The organism is Azospirillum thermophilum, from assembly GCF_003130795.1.
In the GTDB taxonomy this organism is placed as follows: Bacteria; Pseudomonadota; Alphaproteobacteria; order Azospirillales; family Azospirillaceae; genus Azospirillum; species Azospirillum thermophilum.
In genome coordinates, this window is the sequence record NZ_CP029357.1 from 253,430 (window position 1) to 276,418 (window position 22,989).

The window sequence follows — 22,989 nt, forward strand, 5'->3', positions numbered from 1 at the left end:
GCCCTCATGCCGACCGCCGCCGCCGCCGCGGCCCCCTTCGATCCCGGCGCCCTGTCCGACAGCCTGCCGCTGCCGCTCTACCTGCAGCTCGCCCGGCATCTGCGCGACCTCATCGTGACGGGGCGGCTGGCCGACCAGGACGCCCTGCCCGGCGAGCGCGAGCTGGCGGAGGCCTTCGGCGTCTCCCGCGTCACCGTCCGCAAGGCCCTGCGCGAGCTGATCGCCGAGGGGCTGCTGCGCCAGCGCCAGGGCGCCGGCACCTTCGTCAACCGCAGCCCGCACGTCGAGCAGCGGCTGTCGGCGCTGACCAGCTTCACCGAGGACATCGGCGCCCGCGGTTTCACGCCCGGCTCGTCCTGGCTCAACCGCTCGGTCGCCGTCGCGACGCCGGAGGAGGCGATGGCGCTTGGCCTGCGGCCGGGGGCGGAGGTGGCGCGGCTGCACCGGCTGCGGCTGGCCGACGAGACGCCGCTCGCCATCGAGCTGAGCGCGCTGCCCACCCGCTTCCTGCCCGATCCGTCGGTGGTGCAGGGCTCCCTCTACGAGACGCTGCGCAGCCGCGGCTTCCCGCCCTTCCGCGCCCTGCAGCGCCTGTCGGCGATCCGCCTGCCGGCCGACCAGGCCGCCCTTCTCCAGGTTCCCGACGGCGCCCCGGCGCTCTACATCGAGCGGCGCACCTTCCTGGAGGACGGAACGCCGCTGGAATTCGTGCGTTCACATTACCGGGGGATGCCTACGACTTCGTCGTGGAACTCTCCCTGGTTTGAGCGTATCCCCTGGGGGCCGGACCGCCCGGCCGCTTCAAAAATCAGCAGAATTCCCCTTGCGAGAGCGAGCATGCAGCCTGCCTTCGATACCCCGTTCCGCGTCCAGGCCATCCTGTTCGACATGGACGGCACCCTGATCGACACGAAGGGCCCCGTGGAGCGCGCCTGGCGCGCCTGGGCCGCCCGCCACGACCTGGATCCGGACGCCATCATCGCGGTCTGCCACGGCGTCCGCTCCATCGAGACGGTCCGTCGCTTCGCCCCGCCCCACCTCGACGTCGAGGAGGAGGTGCGGCTGCTGGAGCAGGACTACATCAACGACTCCGAAGGCGTCTACGCCATCCCCGGCGCGCTGGAGCTGATGCGGGCGCTGCCGCCCGGGCGCTGGGCCGTCGTCACCTCCGCCCCGCACGAGATGGCGCGGCTGCGCATCGCCCAGGCCGGCCTGCCGCTGCCCGAGCTGCTGATCGGCGCCGACAACGTCAGCCGCGGCAAGCCCGATCCCGAGGGCTACCGCGCCGCCGCCACCGGCCTCGGCTTCGACCCGCGCGACACGCTGGTGTTCGAGGATGCGCCCGCCGGCATCCGCGCCGGGCTCGCCGCCGGGGCCAGGGTCATCGGCCTGACCACCACCATGCCGGCGGCCGAGCTGCCCTGCGACCTGTGCGTCGCCGACCTCACCGCCATCGCGCTCGACGTCCGCGGCGACGGGCTGGAGATCACCCCGCGCGCCCTGCGCTGACGTCCCGGCCGCGCGTCCCCGTCAGCCGGTGATCGCCTTGCGGATGCTGCGGATGCGGGTGTAGGTGCGCAGCGACACCCGCTCGCGCAGCATGCCGTCCAGCGTGTGGAAGGCGATCCGGACCAGGGCATGCGCCCAGGTCTTCACCGGATCGCCGCCATGCCGGACGATCGACTGCGCCGTCTCGACATAGACCCGGCCGATGTTCTTCGTCGAATGGCCGCCGAAGCTGAAATTGTAGCCGACCGCCGGATCATGCGCCCCGATCAGCCCCGCCTTGTTGACCCGCACCAGCCAGTCGCTGTCCGGCACCACCTTGTAGCCGGTGTCGTAGAGCCCGGCCCTCTCATAGACGTGGCGGCCGGCCGAGACGGTGGGGAAGTTCAGCATCGGCACCCGGTAGGACATCTTGCGCCGGTAGTCGGGATCGCCGCGCAGCGTGAAGGCATAGACCCCGTCCTTGTACAGGTTGAGGTCGCCGAAGACGAAGTCGGGCGTCCCGCCGCCGCCGTCCCTGGTCAGCGCCGCCACCGACGTCTCGACGAAATCGTCCGGCAGCCAGTCGTCGGCATAGACGAAGCCGATGAAGCGCCCGGTCGCCGCCTGCACGCCCTTGTTGGCGCCGTCGGCATGGCCGCCGTCCGGCTCGGAGCACCAGCGGGTGATCAGATGCTCGTGGGCGGCCAGCAGCTCCACCGTCCCGTCCGTCGATCCGGCGTCGACCACGATGTACTCGATCGCCGGATAGCTCTGCCGCTCGACGCTGCGCAAGGTGCGCTCCAGCGTGCCGGCCGCGTTGCGCACGATGGTGATCAGGCTGTAGAGCGGCAGGCCTTCTGCCGGCGGCGGGCGCTTGCCGGGCCGGAAGCCGAAATGGGCGGTCATCGGGGCATCCCTTTCAGGGCGGATGGCGGGTTGACGTCGCGCGGCATCAGGCGGACCACGGGCACAGCCGCCTCCGGCGCAGGAACACAAGGCAGGCGCCGAGGACCATCAGCTCGCCGCAGAGGTTCGCCACGGCCCCCGCCAGGGCGTCGATCTGCCAGCCGAGCGCCGCGCACAGGGCGAGCCGCAGGCAGCCGCTCGCCAGATAGAGGTTGCGCAGCCACCCCTCCAGCCCGGAGGGGATCATCCACTGCACCCCCAGCGTGATGTTCACCGTCAGCAGAAGCGGCAGCGGGCTCAGCAGCCGCAGCATGTCGGCCGCCGCACTCCCCTCGCCGGCCGCGGCACCCAGCACCGCCCGCATGATCGGCTCGGCCCCCAGCAGCATGACCAGCCCGGCGAGCGCCGCCAGCCCGCCGGCGCGCAGCATCGCCCAGCGCCACAGCCGGGCCGCCGCCTCGCGGGATTCGGCCATCAGCGCCGTCACGCTGGGGAACAGCGCCGTGCGCAGCGGCCCGATCAGCCCGCTCGCCGCCCGCGCCAGCTTGTCGGCGGCGACGAAGACGCCGACCGACTGCGGCGTGCTCACCGCCCCCAGCACGATCGGCAGCAGGGCGTCGAAGACGTTGCTGCCGAGGAAGAGCTGGAAGAAGCGCCAGCCGTCGCGCAGCGGCGTCCCCGGCGCGCGGAGATGGCGCGGCCCGAAGCCGGTCTGCCGCCGCACCAGCAGGATGCCGTAGGCCAGCAGGCCGCTCCAGCTCGCCGCCTGCGCCGCGAAATAGATCCAGGCGTCCTCCGGCCCGCGCAGGAACAGGACGAGGACCGCCAGCGTCGCCAGCCGCGACAGGATGGTCGCCGCGGCGATGCGGTTGGGCTGCTCGGTCCCCAGGAAGAACCACATCGGGTCCTGCGCCTGGGCGACCGCGGCGAGCAGGGCGAGCGCCGGCAGCCACGGGTCGTCGCCGCCATGCGGGATCGCCAGCCCCACGCCGTAGAGCGGCAGCGCCAGCAGCAGGGCGACCAGCAGCTTGGCCGCGGTGACGGAGCCGAACAGCCCGGCCAGATCGGCGGCGCAGGCCTGCCGGCGGGCCGCCGTCCGCGTGGCGGAGACGTGGAACCCGTACTCCAGCGGGATCAGGGCGAGCTGGGCGAAGGTCATCAGCAGGGCGGTCCGCCCCCATCCCTCCGGCCCCAGCGTCCGCGCCAGCAGCGGGATCGTCAGCAGCGTGACGAGATACTGCATCATCTGCGCGCCGAACAGCGCCGGCAACTGCCGCATGACCTTGGCGCCGACGCTCATGACCGCTTCACGCACTCCCGATGCTCGAACATCTGCCCGGCACCGCCCGGATGCCGCGTGCCGACGGCCCCTCCATACCACAAATTCGCGTCCTGTCCGCGGGGTAAAACCGGGGCAACCGCCTGACGCTCCGGATCCGTGGGACGGGGCTCGGGGGGACGGGGCTCAGGCGGCCTTGCCGGTCAGCCCCAGCACGGCCAGCAGGTCGGTGCGCACCGATACGATGTGGTCGCGCAGGAAGCGGCAGGCCTCCTCCACCGCGCCGCGGCGGCACAGCGCGATCAGCTCGGCATGCTCCCGCTCGGCCTGCCCCAGGGCGGTGGTGGTCGTCAGTTGCAGGCGGGTATAGCGGTCGCTGGTCTGCAGCAGCGAGGTGACGATCGCCAGCGTGCGCGGCTGGCGCGCCCTGGCATAGAGCGCCAGATGGAACTCGGCGTTCAGCGCGCCCCAGCTCGCCACGTCGCCGCCGGCGATGGCCGCCTCGAAGCGCTGCTGGATGCCGGCCAGCCGGCCGTAATCCGCCTCGTCCAGGGCGGGGGCCGAGCCGGCGAGCATGCGCGGCTCCAGGATGGCGCGCAGCTCGAACACGTCGTTGATCTCGTCGGCCGACAGGTCGGAGACGATGGCGCCCTTGTGCGGCACGATGCGCACCAGCCCTTCCGCCTCGAGCTGGAACAGCGCCTCGCGCACGGGGATGCGGCTGGTGCCGTACATCTCCGCCAGCGCATCCTGCCGAAGCTGGCTCCCGGCCGGATGCGTGCCGTCCAGGATGGCCTGCCGGACCTGATCGACGATCGCGGCCGACAGGGTGCGGTGTTTCAGCGTCTCTTTCATCGTCCGCTTTGCTTAGCGGAAAAGCCGCCCGCCGCGCCACCGCATTATGCGCTCCCTCCTGGCGCTCCCCCCTGGCGCTCAGGGCACGCCCGTCTCGCGGAGTCCGGCAGCGCTCTTGGCCCCGGTGAACAGGATGACGGCCCCCCGCTCGCGGAGCTGGACGTCGGCGTACCAGGTCCGCAGGCCCTGGGTTCTCGACCAGCGGCTGGGCGCGCCGAGGAACTGGTAGCCGGCGGCCCTCAGATGGTCCTCGGCCTCCTGCCGGCTGGCGAATTTCAGGATCTCCATCGCGCCCCCCGGTCCCCGGGGGCGGCCAGCTCCCGGTATCGGCGGGCGATGGCAAGGATGGTGTACAGCTCCCCGCCGTCCGTATGGATCTCGATGCGGTCCAGGTCGCGGGCCGGGGCGCGCTCCATCACGAAGATCACCGCGGCATCGACGCTGTCGAACTCCGGGGGACAGCCGAGCCAGAACCGCTTGTCGGTGCTCCACGTCACAAGGTCGGACCGGGGCCCTTGCACACGGCAGGCCATGGGCTCCTCCGTCGTGCCGGCGATCAGTCATGCTGACAACGTCCCACCTTGCGCGCCCGCCGCGGCGCTGTCCAACTGTTTCGGGGAAAAACTATTTATTGCGGCGGAGCCTGCCCCGTCCGGCTCCCTCACCCCGCCGCCCGCCAGCCGCCCTCCACCCAGGTGCCGCGGACGGTCAGGTCGCGGCCCAGCAGCGTCAGGTCGGCCCGCCAGCCCGGCGCCACCCGGCCGCGCTCGCCCTCCAGCCCGAGGAACTGCGCCGGGTAGAGCGAGGCCATGCGCAGCCCCTCCTCCAGCGGCAGCCCCAGCAGGGCCGGGACGTTGCGCACCGCCGCCGCCATGTCCAGGTCGGCGCCGGCCAGCGTGCCGTCGGCCAGCACCAGCTTGCCGTCGCGCCGGTAGATCGTCCGGCCGTTCAGCAGGAAGCTGTCGGCGTCGGTGCCGGTCGGCGGCATGGCGTCGGTCACCAGCATCATCCTGCCGCGCGGCCGGGCCGCCACCGCGGCGCGCAGCATCAGCGGATGCACATGGTGCCCGTCGACGATCAGCCCGCACCAGGGCCGCCCGTCGGCCATCGCCGCCCCGGCCGGGCCGGGCTGGCGGTTGACGATGCCGGGCATGGCGTTGAACAGGTGGGTCACGCCGCGCATGCCGAGATCGAGCGCCTCCACCACCCGCTCGGCGCTCGCCATGGTGTGGCCGACCGACAGGATCAGGCCGGCGGCGATCAGCCGGCAGATCGCCTCGTCCTCCACGCATTCCGGCGCCAGAGTCAGCAGCACCCGGCCGCCCGGCATCCGCGCCGGCAGGGCGCCGAGGAAGGCGAGGTCCGCCTCGTCCGGCCGGCGGACGAAGCGGCGGTCGTGCGCCCCCGCCCGCTCCAGGGCGATGAAGGGGCCTTCGAAATGGATGCCCAGCACGCCGCCGCCCGGCGTCGCCACCGCGGCGACCGCCGCCTCGGCGGCGGACTGCAGGCACTCCGGCGTATCCGTGATGACGGTCGGCAGCACCGCCGTGGTGCCGAAGCGCCGGTGCGCCGCCGCGATGGCGAGCGCGCCCTCGGCCGTCGGCGTCCCGTTGAACAGCACGCCGCCGCCGCCGTTCACCTGGATGTCGATGAAGCCCGGCGCGATCAGGTCGCCGTCCTCCAGCCGCACGGTCTCCGCCGCCGGGGCGGCCCGTCCGGGGGCCAGGATGTCGAGGATGCGGCCCTCGCCGATCAGCAGGGCATGGCCGTCCAGGATGGTCTCGCCCGTGAAGATCCGGGCACCGGTCAGAAGCTGGCGCATCATACCGTCTCCGTCACCTTGCGCAGGTTGGGCGGCGTATCGGGGTCGAGCCCGCGGGCAAGCGCCAGCTCGTACACCGCCCCGTAGAAGCTCTGCAGATGGGCCAGCGGCGCCGCCTCCGCCGCCAGCCCGGCCGGCACCGGCAGCCGGACCGCCCCGGCCAGCCCGTCCTCGGTCGCGGCCACCGCGGCGCCCAGCCCGACCATCCGCTCCAGCACGGCGCGGGTGTGCGGTTCCGCCGCGTCCGCCTGGGTCAGCGCCAGCACCGGGAAGCCCGGCCCGACCAGCGCCAGCGGCCCGTGCACCACCTCGGCGGCGCTGAAGGCCTCGGCATGCAGCCGGCAGGTCTCCTTGAACTTCAGCGCCATCTCGGCCGCCGCGCCGAAGCCGATGCCGCGCCCCAGCACATAGAGCGACTGCGCCGCCGCCAGCGGCAGCAGCGCCGGCCGCCAGTCGCAGCCCTTCGCCGCCTCCAGCGTCTCCGGCAGGGCGGCCAGCGTCGCCGTCAGGGCCGGGTCCTGCTGCCAGTGCGCGACGAGCTGCAGATAGGCCGCCAGCGAGGCGATGCAGGACTTGGTCGCCGCCACGCTGCGCTCCGGCCCGGCGCACAGCGGCAGGCAATGGTCGCACAAGGCCGCCAGCGGCGAGTCCTCGGCGTTCACGAATCCCAGAACCACCGCGCCGCCGGCCTTGGCCGCCTCGACCAGCTTCAGCAGGTCGGGGCTGCGGCCCGACTGCGAGACCGCGACGAACAGCGCCCCCTGCAGGTCGAGATGGCCGGAATAGACCGAGGCCACCGACGGCCCGATGGAGGCCACCGCGCGGCCCAGCCGCGTCTCGATCAGGTATTTGCCGTAGAGCGAGGCGTGGTCGGAGCTGCCCCGCGCGCAGGTCACCACGAAGCGCGGCGGCTGCCGGCGCAGCCGGTCGCCGATCTCCGCGAAGGCCGGGCCGCAGCGGTCCATCTGCCGCGCCACCACGGCCGGCGCCTCGGCCGCCTCCTGCGCCATCAGGGGAGTCTTGGGAGCTTGCGCTTCTGGAGCTCGGGCTTCGGTCATGGCGCCTCTCGCGGCTGGGACGAAGGAGAATACCAATATAAGACCTTATGCCCCGGCAGGCCAGCCTTCATTGGGGTGGCCACGCGAGAATGATCATGCCTGCCACCGATCTCCAATAATACCACTTCAACACCATCTGCCGGTGCCCATTCCGTGACCATCGATCCGCCCTGCCGAATTTCCAGGCAGCCCCCGATCCGCCCAAGTCTTTGAAAAACAATCCGCCGTCCCAGCCATTCCCGCGCCGCCTCCCCCCGCCGGGGTCCGGCGGCGCGAAAACGGGCAGGCTTCTGTCGCCGATGCGGGCAAAGCCGGCTCCCCTCTCCCTGTCCGAATCGTCAGAACCTGACCGGACAGTTAGCTTTTCCGGGCCGGGCGCCGGCTTGGCGCGGCTTGGCACGCGGGTTGCTGATGTCCGGCCGTGCCGCCTCGCGACAGAAGGGACCGACCGCACATGACCCTGACCGCTGACAGCCCGGCTTCCCCCTACGGCGACCTCATCCCGCCGCTCACCAAGGTCCAGGCGATGGCGGAGGCGAACCGCTGCCTCTACTGCTACGACGCCGCCTGCGTGCGCGCCTGCCCCACCGGCATCGACATCCCCGCCTTCATCCGCTCCATCGCCACCGGCAACCTGCGCGGCGCCGCCACCACCATCCTGGCGGAGAACATCATGGGCGGCACCTGCGGCCGCGTCTGCCCGACCGAGACGCTGTGCGAGCAGGCCTGCGTCCGCAACACGGCGGAGGAGCGGCCGGTCGCCATCGGCCGGCTGCAGCGCCACGCCACCGACGGCCTGATGGCGACCGCCACCGCCCACCCCTTCACCCGCGCCCCCGCCACCGGCCGGCGCGTCGCCGTGGTCGGCGCCGGCCCGGCCGGCCTGTCCTGCGCCCACCGGCTCGCCATGCTGGGCCACGCGGTGACGGTGTTCGAGGCGAGGGCGAAGTCCGGCGGCCTCAACGAATACGGCCTCGCCCCCTACAAGATGGCCGACGGCTTCGCCCAGCGCGAGGTCGCCTTCATCCTCGGCATCGGCGGCATCACGGTGGAGCATGGCCGCCGGCTCGGCGCCGACCTGTCGCTGGAGATGCTGCGCCGCGAATACGACGCGGTGTTCCTCGGCATCGGGCTCGGCGGCAGCAACCGCCTGAACATCCCCGGCGAGGACCGGCCGGGCGTCGAGGACGCCGTGGCCTTCATCGAGCGGGTGCGGCAGGCCGATCCCGCCGCCCCGCCGGCGGTCGGCCGCCGCGTCGTGGTGATCGGCGGCGGCAACACCGCGGTGGACGCCGCCATCCAGGCGAAGCGGCTGGGCGCGGAGGAGGTGACGCTGGTCTACCGCCGCGGCCGGGCCCAGATGGGCGCCACCGCCTGGGAGCAGGAGCTCGCCCAGACCAACGGCGTCGTGCTGAAGACCTTCGCCATGCCCACAGGCATCGGCCCCGACGGCGTGACCTTCGAGCATACGGCGCTTTCCGACGGCCGGCTGGCCGGCACCGGCCTCACCTTCCTGCAGCCGGCCGACATGGTGCTGAAGGCGGTCGGCCAGACCCTGCGCGCCGATGCGCTCGACGGGCTCACCCTCGCCGGCGGCAAGATCGTGGTGGACGGGGGCTTCCGCACCGCGCTGCCCAAGGTCTTCGCCGGCGGCGACTGCATCGCCAGCGGCGAGGATCTGACCGTCCAGTCCGTGCAGGACGGCAAGCTGGCCGCCCTGTCCATCCATTCCTTCCTGACCGCCTGACCGAAGGGGGGCCGAACCCATGGCCGATCTGACCTGCACCATCGCCGGCATCCGCTCGCCCAACCCCTTCTGGCTGGCCTCCGCCCCGCCAACCGACAAGGCCTACAACGTGCTGCGCGCCTTCCGGGCCGGCTGGGGCGGCGTGGTGTGGAAGACGCTGGGCGAGGACCCGCCGGTGGTCAACGTCTCCTCCCGCTACGGCGCCCACCACGACACCGAGCGGCGCCTCTACGGCATCAACAACATCGAGCTGATCTCCGACCGCCCGCTGGAGGTCAACCTGCGCGAGATCGCCGAGGTCAAGAAGGCCTTCCCCGACCGCGCCATGGTCGTCTCGCTGATGGCGCGCATCGAGGAGGAGGCCTGGGCCGGCCTCGCCCGCCGGATCGAGGCGACGGGCTGCGACGGGCTGGAGCTCAACCTCGGCTGCCCGCACGGCATGTGCGAGCGCGGCATGGGCTCCGCCATCGGACAGGTGCCGGAGATGGTGGAGCAGGTCACCCGCTGGGTGAAGGCGGCCACCCGCCTGCCGGTGATCGTGAAGCTGACCCCCAACATCACCAACATCCTGTGGTCGGCGGAGGCCGCCAAGCGCGGCGGCGCCGACGCGGTGTCGCTGATCAACACCGTCAACTCCATCGTCGCGGTCGACCTCGACGCCATGGCCCCCACCCCCGTGGTGGACGGCAAGGGCAGCCACGGGGGCTATTGCGGCCCGGCGGTGAAGCCGATCGCCCTCAACATGGTGGCGGAGATCGCCCGCAACCCGGCGACCGCCGGTCTGCCGATCTCCGGCATCGGCGGCGTCACCACCTGGCGCGACGCGGCGGAGTTCCTGGCGCTGGGCGCGTCGGGCGTCCAGGTCTGCACCGCCGCCATGACCTACGGCTTCAAGATCGTCGAGGATCTGGCCGGCGGCCTGTCCAACTGGATGGACGACAAGGGCTACCGCTCGCTCGACCAGCTCACCGGCCGCGCCGTGCGCAACGTGGTGAACTGGAACGACCTCAACATGAACTTCTCGGCCAAGGCGGTGATCGACCCGGCGCTGTGCATCGACTGCGGCCGCTGCCACGTCGTCTGCGAGGACACCTCGCACCAGGCGATCCGCATCGACCCCGGCGAGGGCCGCCGCCTCTTCACCGTGATCGACGCGGAGTGCGTGGGCTGCAACCTCTGCTCCCACGTCTGCCCGGTTCCCGACTGCATCACCATGCGGCCGGAGGACACCGGCCTGCCCTACGTCACCTGGCCGCAGGACCCGCGCAACCCGCTGCGCACCGCCTGATCCTCCCCCTTTCCGGGACCTTGGAGACAGCACCGATGACCCATCCGCACAACCTCGCCGTCAACGGCTCCCGCCTGTGGCAGAGCCTGATGGACATGGCGAAGATCGGCGCTACCGAGAAGGGCGGCGTCTGCCGCCTCGCCCTCACCGACCTCGACCGCCAGGGCCGCGACCTGTTCGTGCGCTGGTGCGAGGAGGCCGGCTGCACCGTCACCGTCGACCGCATCGGCAACATCTTCGCCCGCCGCCCCGGCCGCGACGACAGCCTGCCCCCCGTCATCATGGGCAGCCACCTCGACAGCCAGCCGACCGGCGGCAAATATGACGGCGTCTACGGCGTGCTGGCCGGGCTGGAGGTCGTCCGCAGCCTCAACGACATGGGCTACGTGACCGAGGCGCCGGTGGAGGTCGCGGTCTGGACCAACGAGGAGGGCTCGCGCTTCGCCCCGGCCATGGTGGCCTCCGGCGTCTTCGCCGGGGTCTTCGACCTGGACTACGGGCTGTCGCGCGCCGACCTCGACGGCCGGACGATGGGCGAGGAGCTGGCGCGCATCGGCTATGCCGGCGACGCCCCGGTCGGCGGCCGTCCGGTCGGCGCCTATTTCGAGGCGCACATCGAGCAGGGTCCGATCCTGGAGGCCGAGGGCAAGACCATCGGCGTCGTCACCGACGCCCAGGGCCAGCGCTGGTACGAGATCACCTTCACCGGGCAGGAGGCCCACGCCGGCCCCACCCCGATGACCCGCCGCAGGGACGCCCTGCTCGGCGCGGCGCGGGTGGTGGAGGCGGTCAACCGCATCGGCCTGACCTACGGCCCGGCGGCCTGCGCCACGGTCGGGCTGATGCAGATCCACCCCAACTCGCGCAACGTCATCCCCGGCCGCGTCTTCTTCACCGTCGACTTCCGCCATCCCGACGACGCCATCCTCGCCGCCATGGACGCCGAACTGCGCGCCGCCGTGGCGGAGACGGCGGCGGCCATCGGGCTGGAGACCGACTTCCGGCAGATCTGGTACTACGCCCCGGTGAAGTTCGACGCCGCCTGCGTCGCCGCCGTCCGCCAGGGGGTGGAGCGCACCGGCTGTTCCTCGCGCGACATCGTCTCGGGCGCCGGGCACGACGCCTGCTACCTCGCCCGCGTGGCGCCGACCGGCATGGTCTTCATCCCCTGCATCGACGGCATCAGCCACAACGAGATCGAGGAGACGACGCCCGAATGGGCGACCGCCGGCTGCGAGGTGCTGCTGCACGCCGTGCTGGAGCGCGCCAACGCCCCGGCCAGGGGCTGACCCGCGCGGGACCGGCGGGCCGGGAGATGCGGGGCGGACATGATACTCTGCCGCTCCCCCCTCCGGAGATCACCGGCAACGATGGACCGACCATGGCGACGACGGAAAACACCGATCTTCAGGACACCGCCCCCCAGGGCCGCATCCGCCGCGAGAACCGCGAGCGCATCCTGAAGGCCGCCGAGCTGGTCTTCGCCGAGGCCGGCCGCGCCGGCGCCACCATGGCCGACATCGCCGAGCGGGCCGGGCTGCCCAAGGCCAACCTGCACTATTATTTCGGCACCAAGGAGGACCTCTACCGCGCGGTCCTCGACAACATCCTGCGGCTGTGGCTGGCGCCGATCGACAGCCTGCGGCCCGACGCCGACCCGGCCGCGGCGCTCACCGCCTATGTCGCCGCCAAGATGGAGGCGTCGCGCAGCCGGCCCGCCGCCTCCAAGGTCTTCGCCAACGAGATCCTGCACGGCGCCGCCCAGGTGCAGGAGTTCCTGGCGAAGGACCTGCGCCGGCTGGTCGACGCCAAGGCGGCGGTGATCGACGGCTGGATCGCCGCCGGGCGCATGGCGCCGCTCGATGCCCGGCAGTTCCTCTTCATGATCTGGGCGGTCACCCAGCATTACGCCGACTTCAACGTCCAGGTCGCCGCCCTTCTCGGCCGGAAGAAGCTGACGCGCTCCGACTTCGACCGCATCACCCGCGAGGTGGTGCGCATGGTCCTGCGCGCCGCCGGCCTGCCCGAACCCCCACCGCACCCCTGAGGGAGGAAGCCCATGGCTGTCGTCATTCGTGGCGGAACCGTTGTCACGGCGGAAGAAACCAAGCGCGCCGACGTCTATTGCGAAGACGGAATCATCAAGGCGGTCGCCCCGTCGCTCGACGTCCCGGCGGGGGCGGAGGTGGTGGAGGCCGGCGGCTGCTACGTCATGCCCGGCGGCATCGACCCGCACACCCACATGGAACTGCCCTTCATGGGCACGGTGACGACCGAGGACTTCTTCAGCGGCACCGCGGCGGGCTTCGCCGGCGGCACCACGATGATCATCGACTTCGTCATTCCGAACCCGAAACAGAGCCTGATGGAGGCCTACCGCACCTGGCGCGGCTGGGCGGAGAAGGCGGCCGGCGACTATTCCTTCCACGTCGCCGTCACCTGGTGGGACGACAGCGTGCGCGAGGACATGGGCACGCTGGTGCGCGAGCACGGGGTGAACAGCTTCAAGCACTTCATGGCCTACAAGAACGCCATCATGGCCGACGACGAGGTGCTGGTGAACAGCTTCCAGCGCTGCCTGGAGCTGGGCGCCATCCCCACCGTCCATGCCGAGAACGGCGAGCTGGTCTTCCGCCTGCAGCAGAAGCTGCTGGCCCAGGGCCTGACCGGTCCGGAGGCGCACCCCCTCTCCCGCCCGCCGGAGGTCGAGGGCGAGGCCGCCAACCGCGCCATCCAGGTGGCGAAGGTGCTGGGCGTGCCGGTCTACATCGTCCATGTCTCGGCGCGGGAGGCGCTGGACTCGATCATCCGCGGCCGGATGGACGGCCACCGCGTCTTCGGCGAGGTGCTGGCCGGCCATCTGCTGGTGGATGACGGTGTCTACCGCAACCCCGACTGGGACTTCGCCGCCGCCCATGTCATGAGCCCGCCCTTCCGCCCCAAGGAGCATCAGGAGGCGCTGTGGCGCGGCCTGCAGTCCGGCCACCTGCACACCACCGCCACCGACCACTGCTGCTTCTGCGCCGAGCAGAAGGCGATGGGCCGCACCGACTTCACCAAGATCCCCAACGGCACCGCCGGGATCGAGGACCGCATGACGGCGCTGTGGACGCACGGCGTCAACAGCGGCCGCCTGACGATGAACGAGTTCGTCGCGGTCACCTCGGCCAACGCCGCGAAGATCTTCAACCTCTACCCGCGCAAGGGCTCGGTTTCCGTCGGGGCGGACGCCGATCTGGTGGTGTGGGATCCGGCGGCGGGCAAGACCATCTCGGCCCGGACGCAGATGCAGAAGGTCGGGCTGAACATCTTCGAGGGCATGGCGGTGACCGGCCTGCCCGCCTACACGCTCAGCCAGGGCCGCATCGTCCACGCGCCGGACGGGAGCCGCGCCGTCCGCGGCGCCGGCCGCTACATCGACCGCCCCGCCTTCCCCACCGTCTACCAGGCCGTCACCCGACGCAACGCGGCGCTGGCCCCCCAGCCGGTGATCCGCGCGGCGGAGTGAGGAGCGGTCCCGCCGGGACCCCGGCGCGGTTCGCCGGGGTCCCGGAGCGCCGCGGCCGTTCCGGCCGGACGTCCGTCGATTCCGCCTTTCAGTCGCCGATCATCCGGCACTGCCCGGCCCGGCCGAGAACGTCCTCGCACGTCGGCGACCGGACGAAGTCGTCGTAATACAGCGTCCAGACATCGGGCGCGCCGTCACGGTAGGGTCCGAACTTGAAGTACTGGTTCCCGCCGAGGCCGGCATCGGCGTGGCCGATCATGCCCTTCACCGTGACGATCCATCTGCCGTTGGCGAAGATCTCGATATGGCCGGTCCCGTCCGGCCCCGGCTTGGACAGCACGGCGAAATGGATCCAGCCCCCGGCGACATCCGGCAGCTCGTTCCCGCGGTCGATGACCGTGATCTTGTCGGTGCAGCCCGTGAACCGTTCGGCGTCGGCGGATGCCCAGTCCTTCGGCCGGACCACCAGGGCACGCATCTGGTTCGTTTCCGGCCGCAGCCACACGGGGACCGCCCCGACCGGACAGGACCCGCTCCGCGGCGAGACCGGCAGTCCCGGATGATGATTGGTCTCCACGGTGACATAGAGCCGGCCGCCGCTGAAGCGGAACCCCAGATACGGGCTGAAATCGCCCTGCGCGCCCGGTCCGATCTCCCGCTTCCACTGGGCGATCAGGTAGCGGTGGTCGTCCGTCGGGATCGGGTCCGCGAACCTGACCGCGAAGCCGTACCAGACCGGGGTGTCATAGGGGACGCGCAGCGGCGTCTTCTCCCAGATCTCCGCCCGCTCGCTGCAGGTCGGGTGGCCGGCGGGGCAGAGGGAGCGGACGGTGAGCTTCAATGCGCCGGCCCCGCTGCGCCTGACCTCGCTCTGGAACTCGACGGTGCCCGCGGCCTGCTCGTCGTTCTCCCTGTAATAGAGCCCCCCTGCCTCCGCGAAGCCCGGGGCGTCGAATCCGTCGCGGAGAACCTGCGCGGCGGCATCGCCCGCCTGCGCCGATGCCGACGCCGGGACGAGGGCGAGGGCGAGGACCAGGCCCGCCATTGCCGCCAGGAGAAGGGCCTTGGCCAATCGGCAGTCACCTCATTGCACGATCGTCCTCATGATGGCCGAAGGCAGCGGACGAAGGCAAGACGGGCATCCGGGGGCGGCCGGGCGACCACCCCCCCCGGTCAGGCCGGAAAAGTGACGGTCACCACCGCCCCGTTGTCGTTCCGGAGGACCGCGCTGCCTCTCAACTGCTCGGCGAAGATGTCGATCAGCTTCAGGCCCAGGGAGTTGGAGCCGCGGTCATCGGGAAGCCCCACCCCGTCGTCGCGGATCGTCAGGCGGTACAGCGTCTGCGGGGCGCTGTGCAGCTCGACGGCGATATGCCCGCGGCGCCCCTGCGGAAAGGCGTATTTCAGGGCGTTGCTCACCGCCTCGTTGACGATCAGGGCCAGCGGCAGCACCAGATCCGGCCCCCAGAGGATCTCGTCCGCTTCCAGCGACAGCGAGACCTGGTCCGGATCGGCGCTGAAGGACGTCAGCAGGCCCCGGCACAGCACGTCCAGATACCGGGCGACGTCGATCGTCTGGAACCCCTCCGTCCGGTAGAGCAGCTCATGGACCTCGGCCAGCCGGGCCAGCCGCCGGCCGGCGCTCTGCAGCGCGTCCTTCACCGTGGCGCTGCTCTCCCCGCTGGCCTGGACCAGCAGCAGCGATTGCGCCGCCTGCAGCGTGTTCTTGATCCGGTGGTTGACCTCCTTGATCATGAACACCTTCTGCCGGACCAGCTCCTGCTTGTCCTCCAGCGCGGCGCGCAGCACGCCCTCCAGCGCGGCCCGCCGCTCCACCTCCTCCTTCAACTGCTCGTTCGCCTGCTCAAGCCGCTTCGTCCGGGTCCTCACCCGGCGCTCCAGCTCCTCGGTCAGGCGCCGCAGCCGCTCCTCGGTCAGCTTGCGGTGCGTGATGTCGATGAAGGAGGAGAAGTGCTGGACGATCCGCCCCTGGTCGTCCTTGACCGGGCTGACCTGCTGCGCCACCCAGATGGCGGTGCCGGACTTGGTGTAGAACTGCACCTCGATGTTGATGCTCCGCCGGGCGCCGAGCGCGGTGTCGATCGCGTCGGCGACCTCGGGGTCGGTGTTCTCGCCGCCGAGAAAATGGTAGTTCTGCCCCAGCACCTCGTCCCGCTCATAGCCGCACATCTCCAGGAAGGCGGCGTTGGCGTAGATGATGGGATTGTTGGCGAGGGTCGGGTCGGTGACCACCATCGGCATGCGCGTCGCCTCGACGGCGGCGACGAACGGCCCGCCCTGCCGCTCCAGCAGCTCGATCCTGTCCTGCGCCTCCTGCTGTGCGTGTCCCGTGTTGCGCTGCTGCTTCTGCTGACCCGGCTCTATCATGGTACGGTCCCCCGTCTCATCGCATGGGCCTCAACAGGGATGACCGGCCTTTTTCGCCAAGCGCAGCGCCGATCCCTGCCCGGCCTCGCCCCGCGCCCGTTTTCTCCGTCCATTGCTAGGTATGAAGTCCTGGCGCATACTCCCTCCGCCACCGCCAGCAGAGGGAGCCGCCGCCATGACCGTCGCTCTCGGCTTCCGCAGGGGCAAATCCTGCATCCCGCGCGACCGCACGCAGGGGCTGGCGGCGCTGGGATTCGCCGGCCTCCTGCTCGCCGACGCCTGGGAGCGCTGCGACCCGCGCTGCCTCGACAGTTCGGTGACCCGCTTCGGCCGGCCGGGCCGGGCGCCGCGCTCCGGGCCGGACGCGCTGGCCGACCTGCCCGCCGAGCCCGATCCCGAGGACGGCCCCCAGTCCGCAAACAACGGCACCCGGCTGGTTCCCCGCTCGCCGATTCCCGACTCCACCTGGGCGGCGGTCGCCCGGCTGATCGCCGCCGGCTATTCCCCGACCGAGGCCGGCGCCCGCCTCGGCCTGCACCGCACCACCATCTGGGGGCGTGGCAGGAGCACCGCGGCTTCCGCCTGCGCGTCTATTGGGAATATTGTTCGCTGGTGCGCGAGGCGCGCGCCCGGCTGCGGGCGCTGAACGCCCTGGTCGCCCCCTCCTGGACGCTTCCCCCGGAGGACGGCGGCCCGCGAAACGGCACATCGGGCAATGGCACATCGGGCAATGGCACATCGGGCGACGGCACGGGGCGGCCCGATTGTGCATCCCCTGCACAACGGCCGGCCGCGCCGCCTGCCGCCAAACCCTTGTCCGGCAAGGACGAAGCGGCGATGTCACCCGTTGTGCAGCAAAGTGTCACCGCCCGACGCGCCCAACGCCGCACCGCCACCGCCGGCTCAGACCGCCGGGGGGTCCGGCCGGGCGCACCCGTCCCGCCGGCTCCTCCGCTCACACGCCGGACATCAGCGCCCGGTAGGCCATCTGGTCCTCGTACATGCGGTGGAACACCGCGTATTTCGCGCGGTGGAAGGCCGCGGCGCCCGCCGCCGGCTCGATGCTGCGGCCGGCCCGCGTCATGGCGGCCATCGCTTCGGTCACCGTGGGGAAGGCCCCGCCGGCCACCGCCCCCAGGATGGCGGAGCCGAGCAGCACGGCCTCCGGCTCCTCCGGCAGGACGAAGCGGCAGCCGGTGGCGTCGGCATGTTCCCGCAGGAACACCGGATTCTTGGTGCCGCCGCCGCAGACCAGGATGGTGTCGATGCCGTATCCCCGGGCGTTCAGCGCCTCCACGATGTGGCGCGTGCCGTAGGCGACCGCCTGGATGGTGGCGAGGTACAGCAGGGCCAGCTCGTCCAGCTCGTCCGACAGCCGCAGGCCGGAGATCATGCCGCGCAGCGTGGCGTCGGCGCGGGGGGAGCGGTTGCCGTGGAAGTCCGGCATCACGTGCAGCTCCCGCGTCAGCGCCGCCGGCACCGGTCCGCCGGCCGCCGCGGCCAGGGCGTCGAGCCGGCCGTTCAGCAGCTCGTACACCGTGCGTCCTCCGCGCGCCGCCTCGGCCGCCGCCTCGGCGCCGCGGGCATGGCTGGCGATCACGTGGTCGATCAGGGCGCCGGTCGCCGACTGGCCGCCCTCGTTCAGCCACAGCCCCGGCACCATGGCCGAGAAGTAGGGGCCCCAGACGCCGGGGACGAAGCGCGGCTCCTGCGACACCGCCATGTGGCAGCTCGACGTTCCGCCGATCAGCGCCAGCCGGCGCCCGAAGTCGGACGTGCAGCCGGGCACCGCCGCGCCGATCACCCCCACCCCGCCGGCGTGGGCGTCGATCAGCGAGGTGCCGACCGGCGTCCCCGGCGGCAGGCCCAGCTCCGCCGCGGCCGCCGCCGACAGCCCCCGCCCCACCGGGCGGGCGATCGGCAGCACCTCGGTGCCAATGCGGGCGAAGCCCTCGTCGGCGAGGTCGCCCAGCCCGATCGAGCGGAAGTAGCCCTCGTCCCACCGCCCCTCGTGGCCGAGGTAGGTCCATTTGCAGACGGTCGAACACAGCGAGCGCGAGGCGGCCCCGGTCGCCCGCCAGGTCAGGAAGTCGGGCAGGTCGAAGACATGCGCCGCCCGGCTCCAGGCCTGCGGCAGCCGTTCCTTCAGCCACAGCAGCTTGGGCGTCTGCATCTCCGGCGAGATCCGGCCGCCGACATAGCGCAGGACCTCATGGCCCAGCGCGTTGATCCGGTCGGCCTGGGCGATGGCCCGGTGGTCCATCCAGACGATGACGTTCTGCGCGTCGTCGCCGGTCGGGCTGACCGACACCGGCCGGCCGGCCGCGTCCAGCACGACCAGCGAGCAGGTGGCGTCGAAGCCGATGCCGGCCACCCGGTCCGCCGGGCCGGCCGCCGCCAGCGCCTGCCGCGCCGCCGCGACCACCGCCTGCCAGATGTCGTCGGACGACTGCTCGGCGAAGTCGGGCTCCGGGTGCCACATCCGGATCCCGCGGCTGGCGCTGGCGATGCGCCGTCCGCTCAGGTCGAACAGCCCGGCCCGCGCGCTGCCGGTGCCGACGTCGATGCCGAGGACGAGGTCAGCCATGGTCGGTCCCTCCCCGGGTCACGCCGCGCCGTCGACCTTGCGGCAGAAGGCCTCGAACTCCGCCGCCGTGGCGTAGGACTTCTGGGTGCCCGGCCGGGTGATCGAATCGGCGGCGTAGCGGACGGCCTTGTCCAGGGCGGCCGTCAGGTCGCCGGTCAGGGAGTAGTAGCGGGAGAAGCTGCCGATGAAGGCGTCCCCCGCCCCGGTGGTGTCGACCGGCGTCACCTTGACCGGGGCGATGCGGCTGCACCGGTCGGCGGTCACCAGCAGCGCGCCGCGCCCGCCCATGGTGACGATGACCGTGCGGATGCCCTTGGCGACCAGCGACCGGGCGGCGGCGACCACCGCCTCCTCGCCGTCGACCGGCATGCCGGACAGGATGGCCAGCTCCGTCTCGTTGGGGACGAGGAAGCTCAGGGTCCGGATCCGCTCGATGTCGAGGTCGGCACAGGCCGGGGCCGGGTTCAGCAGCGTCTCGATGCCGTTGGCGGCGCCGAAGGCGATGGTGTGGTAGACCGTCTCCAGCGGCACTTCGAGCTGCATGGTGATCAGGCCGCAGCGCTTCAGGTCGGCCGCGGCCCGGTCCACGTCGGCCGGGCTCAGCATGGCGTTGGCACCCTTGATGATCAGGATGCTGTTCTCGCCCGACGGCTCCACGAAGATCGGGGCGACGCCGCTGGAGGTCCCCGGCACCCGCTCGACATGCCGGGTGTCGATGCCGTGTTTGGCGAGGTTGGCGATGGTGGTGTCGGCGAAGGGGTCGTCCCCCACCTTCGTCACCATCAGCACCTCGGCCCCCAGCTTGGCCGCCGCGACCGCCTGGTTGGCTCCCTTGCCGCCGCAGCCCATCTCGAAGCGCGGCGCCTCGACCGTCTCGCCGCGGTCGGGCATGCGGGTGACGTAGGTGATCAGGTCCACCATGTTGCTGCCGACGACGGCGATGGGCTTGGACATAGCGGGTACTCCGGGTCAGTAGGAGGCGATGGCCTGGGCGGTGCGCTCCGCCTCCGCGGCGGTCAGGTAGCCGAGGCGGACGGCGAAGTCGGCCCGGCCGCCCGGCGGCAGGCTGCGGACATGGCCCTTGCGCTTCTCGGCCAGATAGCCTTCCGGCTCGCAGGTCGACGGCAGGGCGAAGGCGGCGACCTTCTGGTCGGCGTTGCACAGCACCCAGCGGACGGTGTGCGGGAAGACCGCGGGGTCGTAGGCGATGGCGAAGCCGTCCCCTCGCGCCGCCGCATCATCACCCGGGTCAGCCCGTCCGGGCCGGCCTTCAGGCCGCGGACGTAGAAGACCTGTTCGGGGTTGTAGCGGGCCGGCTCGTCCAGCACCTCCATGACGGCCGGGTCGCGGGCCAGCTCGTCGAGCAGGGCGAGGTAGTCGGGCGTCGGGCGGACATGGCCGGGCACCGCGGTGCGGACCACCGTCGCCTGCGGCGTGTAGGGCGCCGGCTGGACGATGCGGGCGCCCTCGGCGAAGGCGAAGTTGACGTGGCACATGTACATCAGGTCCATGGGATCGCCCGCCAGGTTCTCCACCGCCATGGCGATGTCGAACTGGCTCTCCCCGCCCGCAGCGTGACGGACGGGCGGGCGACGTAATGGGCGCCGAAGCCCATGACATACTCCCGGTGGCCGGTCAGCCGCAGGAAAGGGCCCTGCCCGTCCTCCCCGGCCTCGATCGCCGCACCGTCCATCGGGGCGCAGGGCATCTCGCCGTGCAGGGGGTGGCTGTCCTCGGGCGACGGGCAGCCGTTCGCCAGCAGGCCGCTGTGGAAGGCGAAGCAGCCGTAGGTCCCGACGATCACGTCGGCCGGGCGCGGCATGGAGAACATGTTGGCCATGGTCAGGTCGACCCCGTCGAAGACGGCGTCCCAGACCATCTGGCCCATGTAGGGCAGGATCACCAGATGCCCGCGGGCGTTGGCGAGCCGCACCGCCTCGATGCCGCTCTCATAGCGGAACAGGCTGGCGGTCAGCCCGCCATGGCCCAGCAGCTCGCGCTCGGCCTCGGCGAAGAATCTCTTGTGCAGGGTCACCCGTGCCATCGTTGCCTCCGGGTCCTTGGGTCACTTGCGGTGCAGGTAGGTGTTGATCGCGATCACCAGAAGCAGGAAGGCGCCCCAGATGAAGTCGATCAGGTGGATGCTGAAGCGCATCATCTGGAAGCCGCTGGACAGCAGCATCAGGGCCAGGACCGCGATGCTGACGCCCAGCACCGTCCCCCGCCCGCCCGCCGGGTTGGTGCCGCCCAGCACGGCGATCAGGACCGCCTGCAGCAGGTAGGAGTTGCCGTAGTCCGCCTTGGCCGCGTTGGTCCGGCCGGACAGGATGATGCCGGCAAGGCTCGCCAGCACCCCGGTCGTGACGTAGGAGAAGAAGACCATGCGGCTGGTGCGCAGGCCGGCGAACAGCGCCGCCTTCGGGTTGGTGCCGATCAGCATCAGGTTGACGCCGAACACCGTGCGCGACAGCACGAAGGCGATCAGGACCGCCACGGCCAGGAAGATCAGGAAGGGCACCGCCAGCCCGAACAGCGACCCGTTGCCGATGAAGGCCCAGTTGGCCGGGAAGCCGGCGATGGCCGGGCCGCCGGTGATGACCAGCGCCAGCCCGGTGAAGAGCTGCCCGGTGCCCATGGTCGCCAGGATCGGGGTGATCCTCATGCGGGCGATCAGCAGGCCGTTCAGCGCCCCGGCCGTGATCCCGGTGCCGAGCGCGATGGCGATGCCGATCAGCACCTGCGGCAGGGCCGGATCGGCCGTCATCTGCTGGCGGGTGAGCACGGCATGGAAGAAGGTGCCGGCCAGGATGCCCGACAGGTTGGCGATGCCCACCACCGACAGGTCGATCCCGCCGGTCAGCATGGCGATCATCATGGCGATCGACAGCAGCCCCAGCTCGGGGAACATGTAGGTGATGGATTCGAAATTGTAGAAGCGCAGGAACTTCTCGGGGTTCAGCGCGCTCATCGCAATGAAGATCAGCACCGTGATCGCGATGAGCTGCAGGATGTTGTTGTCCCGGTTGACCAGCCTGCGGGTGTCGTGTGCGAGTTTCATCGGTCCGGCCTCCCCTGCCCGTCAGGTGCTGCGCTTGCGGTCGCGCCACACGGTGGCCGCGGTGGCAAGGATGACGATCACGCCGACGACGACGCGCTGCCAGGTGGTGTCCACCTTCATGATGATCAGGCTGTTCTTCACCATCACCAGCATGAAGACGCCGAGCATGGTGCCGAGCACGCTGCCCCGCCCGCCGAAGATGCTGGCCCCGCCCAGCACCACCGCGGCGATGACGTCCAGCTCCAGCCCGACGAAGTCGCGCGGGTTGGCGAGCCAGATCATCGAGCTGTGGAGCAGCCCGGCGAAGCCGGCCAGCGCGCCGGCCGTGCAGTAGACCACCAGCATGGTGGTGCGGATGTTGAAGCCGACGCGGCTCGCCGCCTCCGCGTCGCCGCCCACCGCATAGATGCTGCGGCCGATGACGGTGTAGCGCAGCATCAGGTGGATCAGCAGGGCGACGCCGGCATAGACCAGCACCATGGCGGTCAGGCCGAAGCGGGTGCCGTCCGGCTGGGCGATGGTGATCAGGTCCACCCTGGCGAACTCGATGAGCGCCGGCGGCATCATATTGATGTTGATCATGCTGGTGCCGACCACCCCCAGCAGGAAGCCGCGGACCATCGCCCCGGTGCCCAGCGTGACGATCAGCGGGATCATCTTGAACTGGTGCACGAAGAAGGCGTTGACCGCGCCGAGGAGGAGGCCGATCAGCGTCGCCATCAGGAACGGGGCCGCCACCCCCTCGTAGCCCAGCGCCAGCATCGCCTTGACCGTCAGGTACAGGGCGGCGGCGGCGAAGGCCGGGAAGGAGACGTCGATGCCGCCGGACAGCAGCACCAGCAGGACGCCCAGCGCCATGATGCCGATGACGACGTTGCTCTTGATCAGGTTGAACAGGTTGTCGAGTTGCCAGAAGGCCGGATTGATCAGGCCGATCACCACCATCGCCGTCAGCAGGATGATGGCGATGACCGCCTCGGATCGCTGAAGGATCGCCATGGCGTC

The 22,989-nt window shown here is 71.4% G+C and carries 19 protein-coding genes and 3 pseudogenes; 8 read left to right on the forward strand and 14 right to left on the reverse strand.

Translation table 11 applies throughout. The annotated features are described in order from the left end of the window. Nucleotides 1-6: 6 nt before the first annotated feature. A pseudogene (locus tag DEW08_RS26080) lies at nt 7-767 on the forward strand (GntR family transcriptional regulator). Nucleotides 768-882: 115 nt separating this feature from the next. Further along, a pseudogene (locus DEW08_RS26085) lies at nt 883-1,509 on the forward strand (HAD family hydrolase); the annotation flags it as partial. Nucleotides 1,510-1,530: 21 nt separating this feature from the next. Here the strand turns inward: DEW08_RS26085 and DEW08_RS26090 are convergent. From DEW08_RS26090 to DEW08_RS26120, 7 genes are all read right to left on the reverse strand, one after another. Beyond that, nucleotides 1,531-2,394 carry a glycosyltransferase family 2 protein gene (locus tag DEW08_RS26090; protein ID WP_109332833.1) on the reverse strand — a complete coding sequence of 288 codons (864 nt, stop codon included), beginning with the start codon at nt 2,392-2,394 and terminating at the stop codon, nt 1,531-1,533. Between the two features lie 46 nt (nt 2,395-2,440). Then, nucleotides 2,441-3,709 (reverse strand): oligosaccharide flippase family protein, encoded by a 1,269-nt coding sequence (locus DEW08_RS26095; protein ID WP_146214767.1) that lies wholly within the window; start codon nt 3,707-3,709, stop codon nt 2,441-2,443. Between the two features lie 150 nt (nt 3,710-3,859). Then, complete coding sequence (locus DEW08_RS26100) at nt 3,860-4,528, reverse strand: GntR family transcriptional regulator (RefSeq protein WP_109332835.1); 669 nt, start codon at nt 4,526-4,528, stop codon at nt 3,860-3,862. Nucleotides 4,529-4,606: 78 nt separating this feature from the next. Beyond that, a complete protein-coding gene (locus DEW08_RS26105; RefSeq protein WP_109332836.1) occupies nt 4,607-4,816 on the reverse strand; it encodes a hypothetical protein in 210 nt (69 codons plus the stop codon). Further along, a complete protein-coding gene (locus DEW08_RS26110; protein ID WP_146214768.1) occupies nt 4,804-5,025 on the reverse strand; it encodes a hypothetical protein in 222 nt (73 codons plus the stop codon). Before DEW08_RS26110 ends, DEW08_RS26105 begins: the two co-directional genes overlap by 13 nt. 164 nt (nt 5,026-5,189) lie before the next feature. Then, a complete protein-coding gene (gene nagA / locus DEW08_RS26115; protein ID WP_109332838.1) occupies nt 5,190-6,350 on the reverse strand; it encodes an N-acetylglucosamine-6-phosphate deacetylase in 1,161 nt (386 codons plus the stop codon). Next, complete coding sequence (locus DEW08_RS26120) at nt 6,350-7,408, reverse strand: SIS domain-containing protein (RefSeq protein WP_109332839.1); 1,059 nt, start codon at nt 7,406-7,408, stop codon at nt 6,350-6,352. The genes nagA and DEW08_RS26120 overlap by 1 nt, the downstream gene beginning before the upstream one ends. Nucleotides 7,409-7,862: 454 nt before the next feature. Between DEW08_RS26120 and DEW08_RS26125 the strand changes: the two genes are divergently transcribed. The 5 genes from DEW08_RS26125 to hydA all read left to right on the forward strand — a co-directional run bounded on the left by DEW08_RS26125 (nt 7,863) and on the right by hydA (nt 13,951). Next, complete coding sequence (locus tag DEW08_RS26125; protein ID WP_109332844.1) at nt 7,863-9,155, forward strand: NAD(P)-dependent oxidoreductase; 1,293 nt, start codon at nt 7,863-7,865, stop codon at nt 9,153-9,155. A gap of 19 nt (nt 9,156-9,174) precedes the next feature. Beyond that, nucleotides 9,175-10,443 carry an NAD-dependent dihydropyrimidine dehydrogenase subunit PreA gene (preA, locus tag DEW08_RS26130; RefSeq protein WP_109332845.1) on the forward strand — a complete coding sequence of 423 codons (1,269 nt, stop codon included), beginning with the start codon at nt 9,175-9,177 and terminating at the stop codon, nt 10,441-10,443. A 35-nt stretch (nt 10,444-10,478) separates the two neighbouring features. Then, nucleotides 10,479-11,732 carry a Zn-dependent hydrolase gene (locus DEW08_RS26135; RefSeq protein ID WP_109332846.1) on the forward strand — a complete coding sequence of 418 codons (1,254 nt, stop codon included), beginning with the start codon at nt 10,479-10,481 and terminating at the stop codon, nt 11,730-11,732. A gap of 92 nt (nt 11,733-11,824) precedes the next feature. Next, a complete protein-coding gene (locus DEW08_RS26140) occupies nt 11,825-12,490 on the forward strand; it encodes a TetR/AcrR family transcriptional regulator (RefSeq protein WP_109332847.1) in 666 nt (221 codons plus the stop codon). Between the two features lie 12 nt (nt 12,491-12,502). After that, entirely contained in the window at nt 12,503-13,951 is a 1,449-nt protein-coding gene (hydA, locus tag DEW08_RS26145) for a dihydropyrimidinase (RefSeq protein ID WP_109332849.1), read from the forward strand. Nucleotides 13,952-14,039: 88 nt separating this feature from the next. On the opposite strand, the gene DEW08_RS26150 is transcribed toward hydA, so the two are convergent. After that, on the reverse strand, nt 14,040-14,996 hold the full coding sequence (locus DEW08_RS26150; protein ID WP_109333457.1) for a polysaccharide lyase family 20 protein: 957 nt from the start codon (nt 14,994-14,996) through the stop codon (nt 14,040-14,042). A 128-nt stretch (nt 14,997-15,124) separates the two neighbouring features. Next, a complete protein-coding gene (locus DEW08_RS26155) occupies nt 15,125-16,339 on the reverse strand; it encodes a sensor histidine kinase (RefSeq protein ID WP_109332850.1) in 1,215 nt (404 codons plus the stop codon). Between the two features lie 175 nt (nt 16,340-16,514). Between DEW08_RS26155 and DEW08_RS26160 the strand changes: the two genes are divergently transcribed. Next, on the forward strand, nt 16,515-16,985 hold the full coding sequence (locus DEW08_RS26160) for a hypothetical protein (protein WP_109332851.1): 471 nt from the start codon (nt 16,515-16,517) through the stop codon (nt 16,983-16,985). A 309-nt stretch (nt 16,986-17,294) separates the two neighbouring features. Here DEW08_RS26160 and DEW08_RS26165 read toward each other — a convergent pair whose 3' ends face one another. The 5 genes and pseudogenes from DEW08_RS26165 to DEW08_RS26185 form a co-directional block, all read right to left on the reverse strand. Continuing rightward, nucleotides 17,295-18,926 (reverse strand): FGGY-family carbohydrate kinase, encoded by a 1,632-nt coding sequence (locus tag DEW08_RS26165; protein ID WP_109332852.1) that lies wholly within the window; start codon nt 18,924-18,926, stop codon nt 17,295-17,297. An 18-nt stretch (nt 18,927-18,944) separates the two neighbouring features. Next, entirely contained in the window at nt 18,945-19,880 is a 936-nt protein-coding gene (gene rbsK, locus DEW08_RS26170) for a ribokinase (RefSeq protein ID WP_109332857.1), read from the reverse strand. A gap of 15 nt (nt 19,881-19,895) precedes the next feature. Then, nucleotides 19,896-20,970, reverse strand: a pseudogene (locus DEW08_RS26175) (aldose 1-epimerase family protein). A gap of 21 nt (nt 20,971-20,991) precedes the next feature. Then, nucleotides 20,992-21,984 carry an ABC transporter permease gene (locus DEW08_RS26180; protein ID WP_109332858.1) on the reverse strand — a complete coding sequence of 331 codons (993 nt, stop codon included), beginning with the start codon at nt 21,982-21,984 and terminating at the stop codon, nt 20,992-20,994. Nucleotides 21,985-22,005: 21 nt separating this feature from the next. Then, a complete protein-coding gene (locus DEW08_RS26185; protein WP_109332860.1) occupies nt 22,006-22,983 on the reverse strand; it encodes an ABC transporter permease in 978 nt (325 codons plus the stop codon). Nucleotides 22,984-22,989 lie beyond the last annotated feature (6 nt).

What these genes read in the sequence shown, in the direction of transcription:
- DEW08_RS26180 (WP_109332858.1), bottom strand. Translation starts at nt 21,984, where the DNA reads ATGAAACTCGCACACGACACCCGCAGGCTGGTCAACCGGGACAACAAC.
- DEW08_RS26105 (WP_109332836.1), bottom strand. Translation starts at nt 4,816, where the DNA reads ATGGAGATCCTGAAATTCGCCAGCCGGCAGGAGGCCGAGGACCATCTG.
- preA (WP_109332845.1), top strand. Translation starts at nt 9,175, where the DNA reads ATGGCCGATCTGACCTGCACCATCGCCGGCATCCGCTCGCCCAACCCC.
- DEW08_RS26150 (WP_109333457.1), bottom strand. Translation starts at nt 14,996, where the DNA reads ATGGCGGGCCTGGTCCTCGCCCTCGCCCTCGTCCCGGCGTCGGCATCG.
- DEW08_RS26135 (WP_109332846.1), top strand. Translation starts at nt 10,479, where the DNA reads ATGACCCATCCGCACAACCTCGCCGTCAACGGCTCCCGCCTGTGGCAG.
- DEW08_RS26100 (WP_109332835.1), bottom strand. Translation starts at nt 4,528, where the DNA reads ATGAAAGAGACGCTGAAACACCGCACCCTGTCGGCCGCGATCGTCGAT.
- DEW08_RS26090 (WP_109332833.1), bottom strand. Translation starts at nt 2,394, where the DNA reads ATGACCGCCCATTTCGGCTTCCGGCCCGGCAAGCGCCCGCCGCCGGCA.
- DEW08_RS26120 (WP_109332839.1), bottom strand. Translation starts at nt 7,408, where the DNA reads ATGACCGAAGCCCGAGCTCCAGAAGCGCAAGCTCCCAAGACTCCCCTG.
- DEW08_RS26155 (WP_109332850.1), bottom strand. Translation starts at nt 16,339, where the DNA reads ATGATAGAGCCGGGTCAGCAGAAGCAGCAGCGCAACACGGGACACGCA.
- DEW08_RS26140 (WP_109332847.1), top strand. Translation starts at nt 11,825, where the DNA reads ATGGCGACGACGGAAAACACCGATCTTCAGGACACCGCCCCCCAGGGC.
- DEW08_RS26165 (WP_109332852.1), bottom strand. Translation starts at nt 18,926, where the DNA reads ATGGCTGACCTCGTCCTCGGCATCGACGTCGGCACCGGCAGCGCGCGG.
- DEW08_RS26160 (WP_109332851.1), top strand. Translation starts at nt 16,515, where the DNA reads ATGACCGTCGCTCTCGGCTTCCGCAGGGGCAAATCCTGCATCCCGCGC.
- rbsK (WP_109332857.1), bottom strand. Translation starts at nt 19,880, where the DNA reads ATGTCCAAGCCCATCGCCGTCGTCGGCAGCAACATGGTGGACCTGATC.
- hydA (WP_109332849.1), top strand. Translation starts at nt 12,503, where the DNA reads ATGGCTGTCGTCATTCGTGGCGGAACCGTTGTCACGGCGGAAGAAACC.
- DEW08_RS26185 (WP_109332860.1), bottom strand. Translation starts at nt 22,983, where the DNA reads ATGGCGATCCTTCAGCGATCCGAGGCGGTCATCGCCATCATCCTGCTG.
- nagA (WP_109332838.1), bottom strand. Translation starts at nt 6,350, where the DNA reads ATGCGCCAGCTTCTGACCGGTGCCCGGATCTTCACGGGCGAGACCATC.
- DEW08_RS26125 (WP_109332844.1), top strand. Translation starts at nt 7,863, where the DNA reads ATGACCCTGACCGCTGACAGCCCGGCTTCCCCCTACGGCGACCTCATC.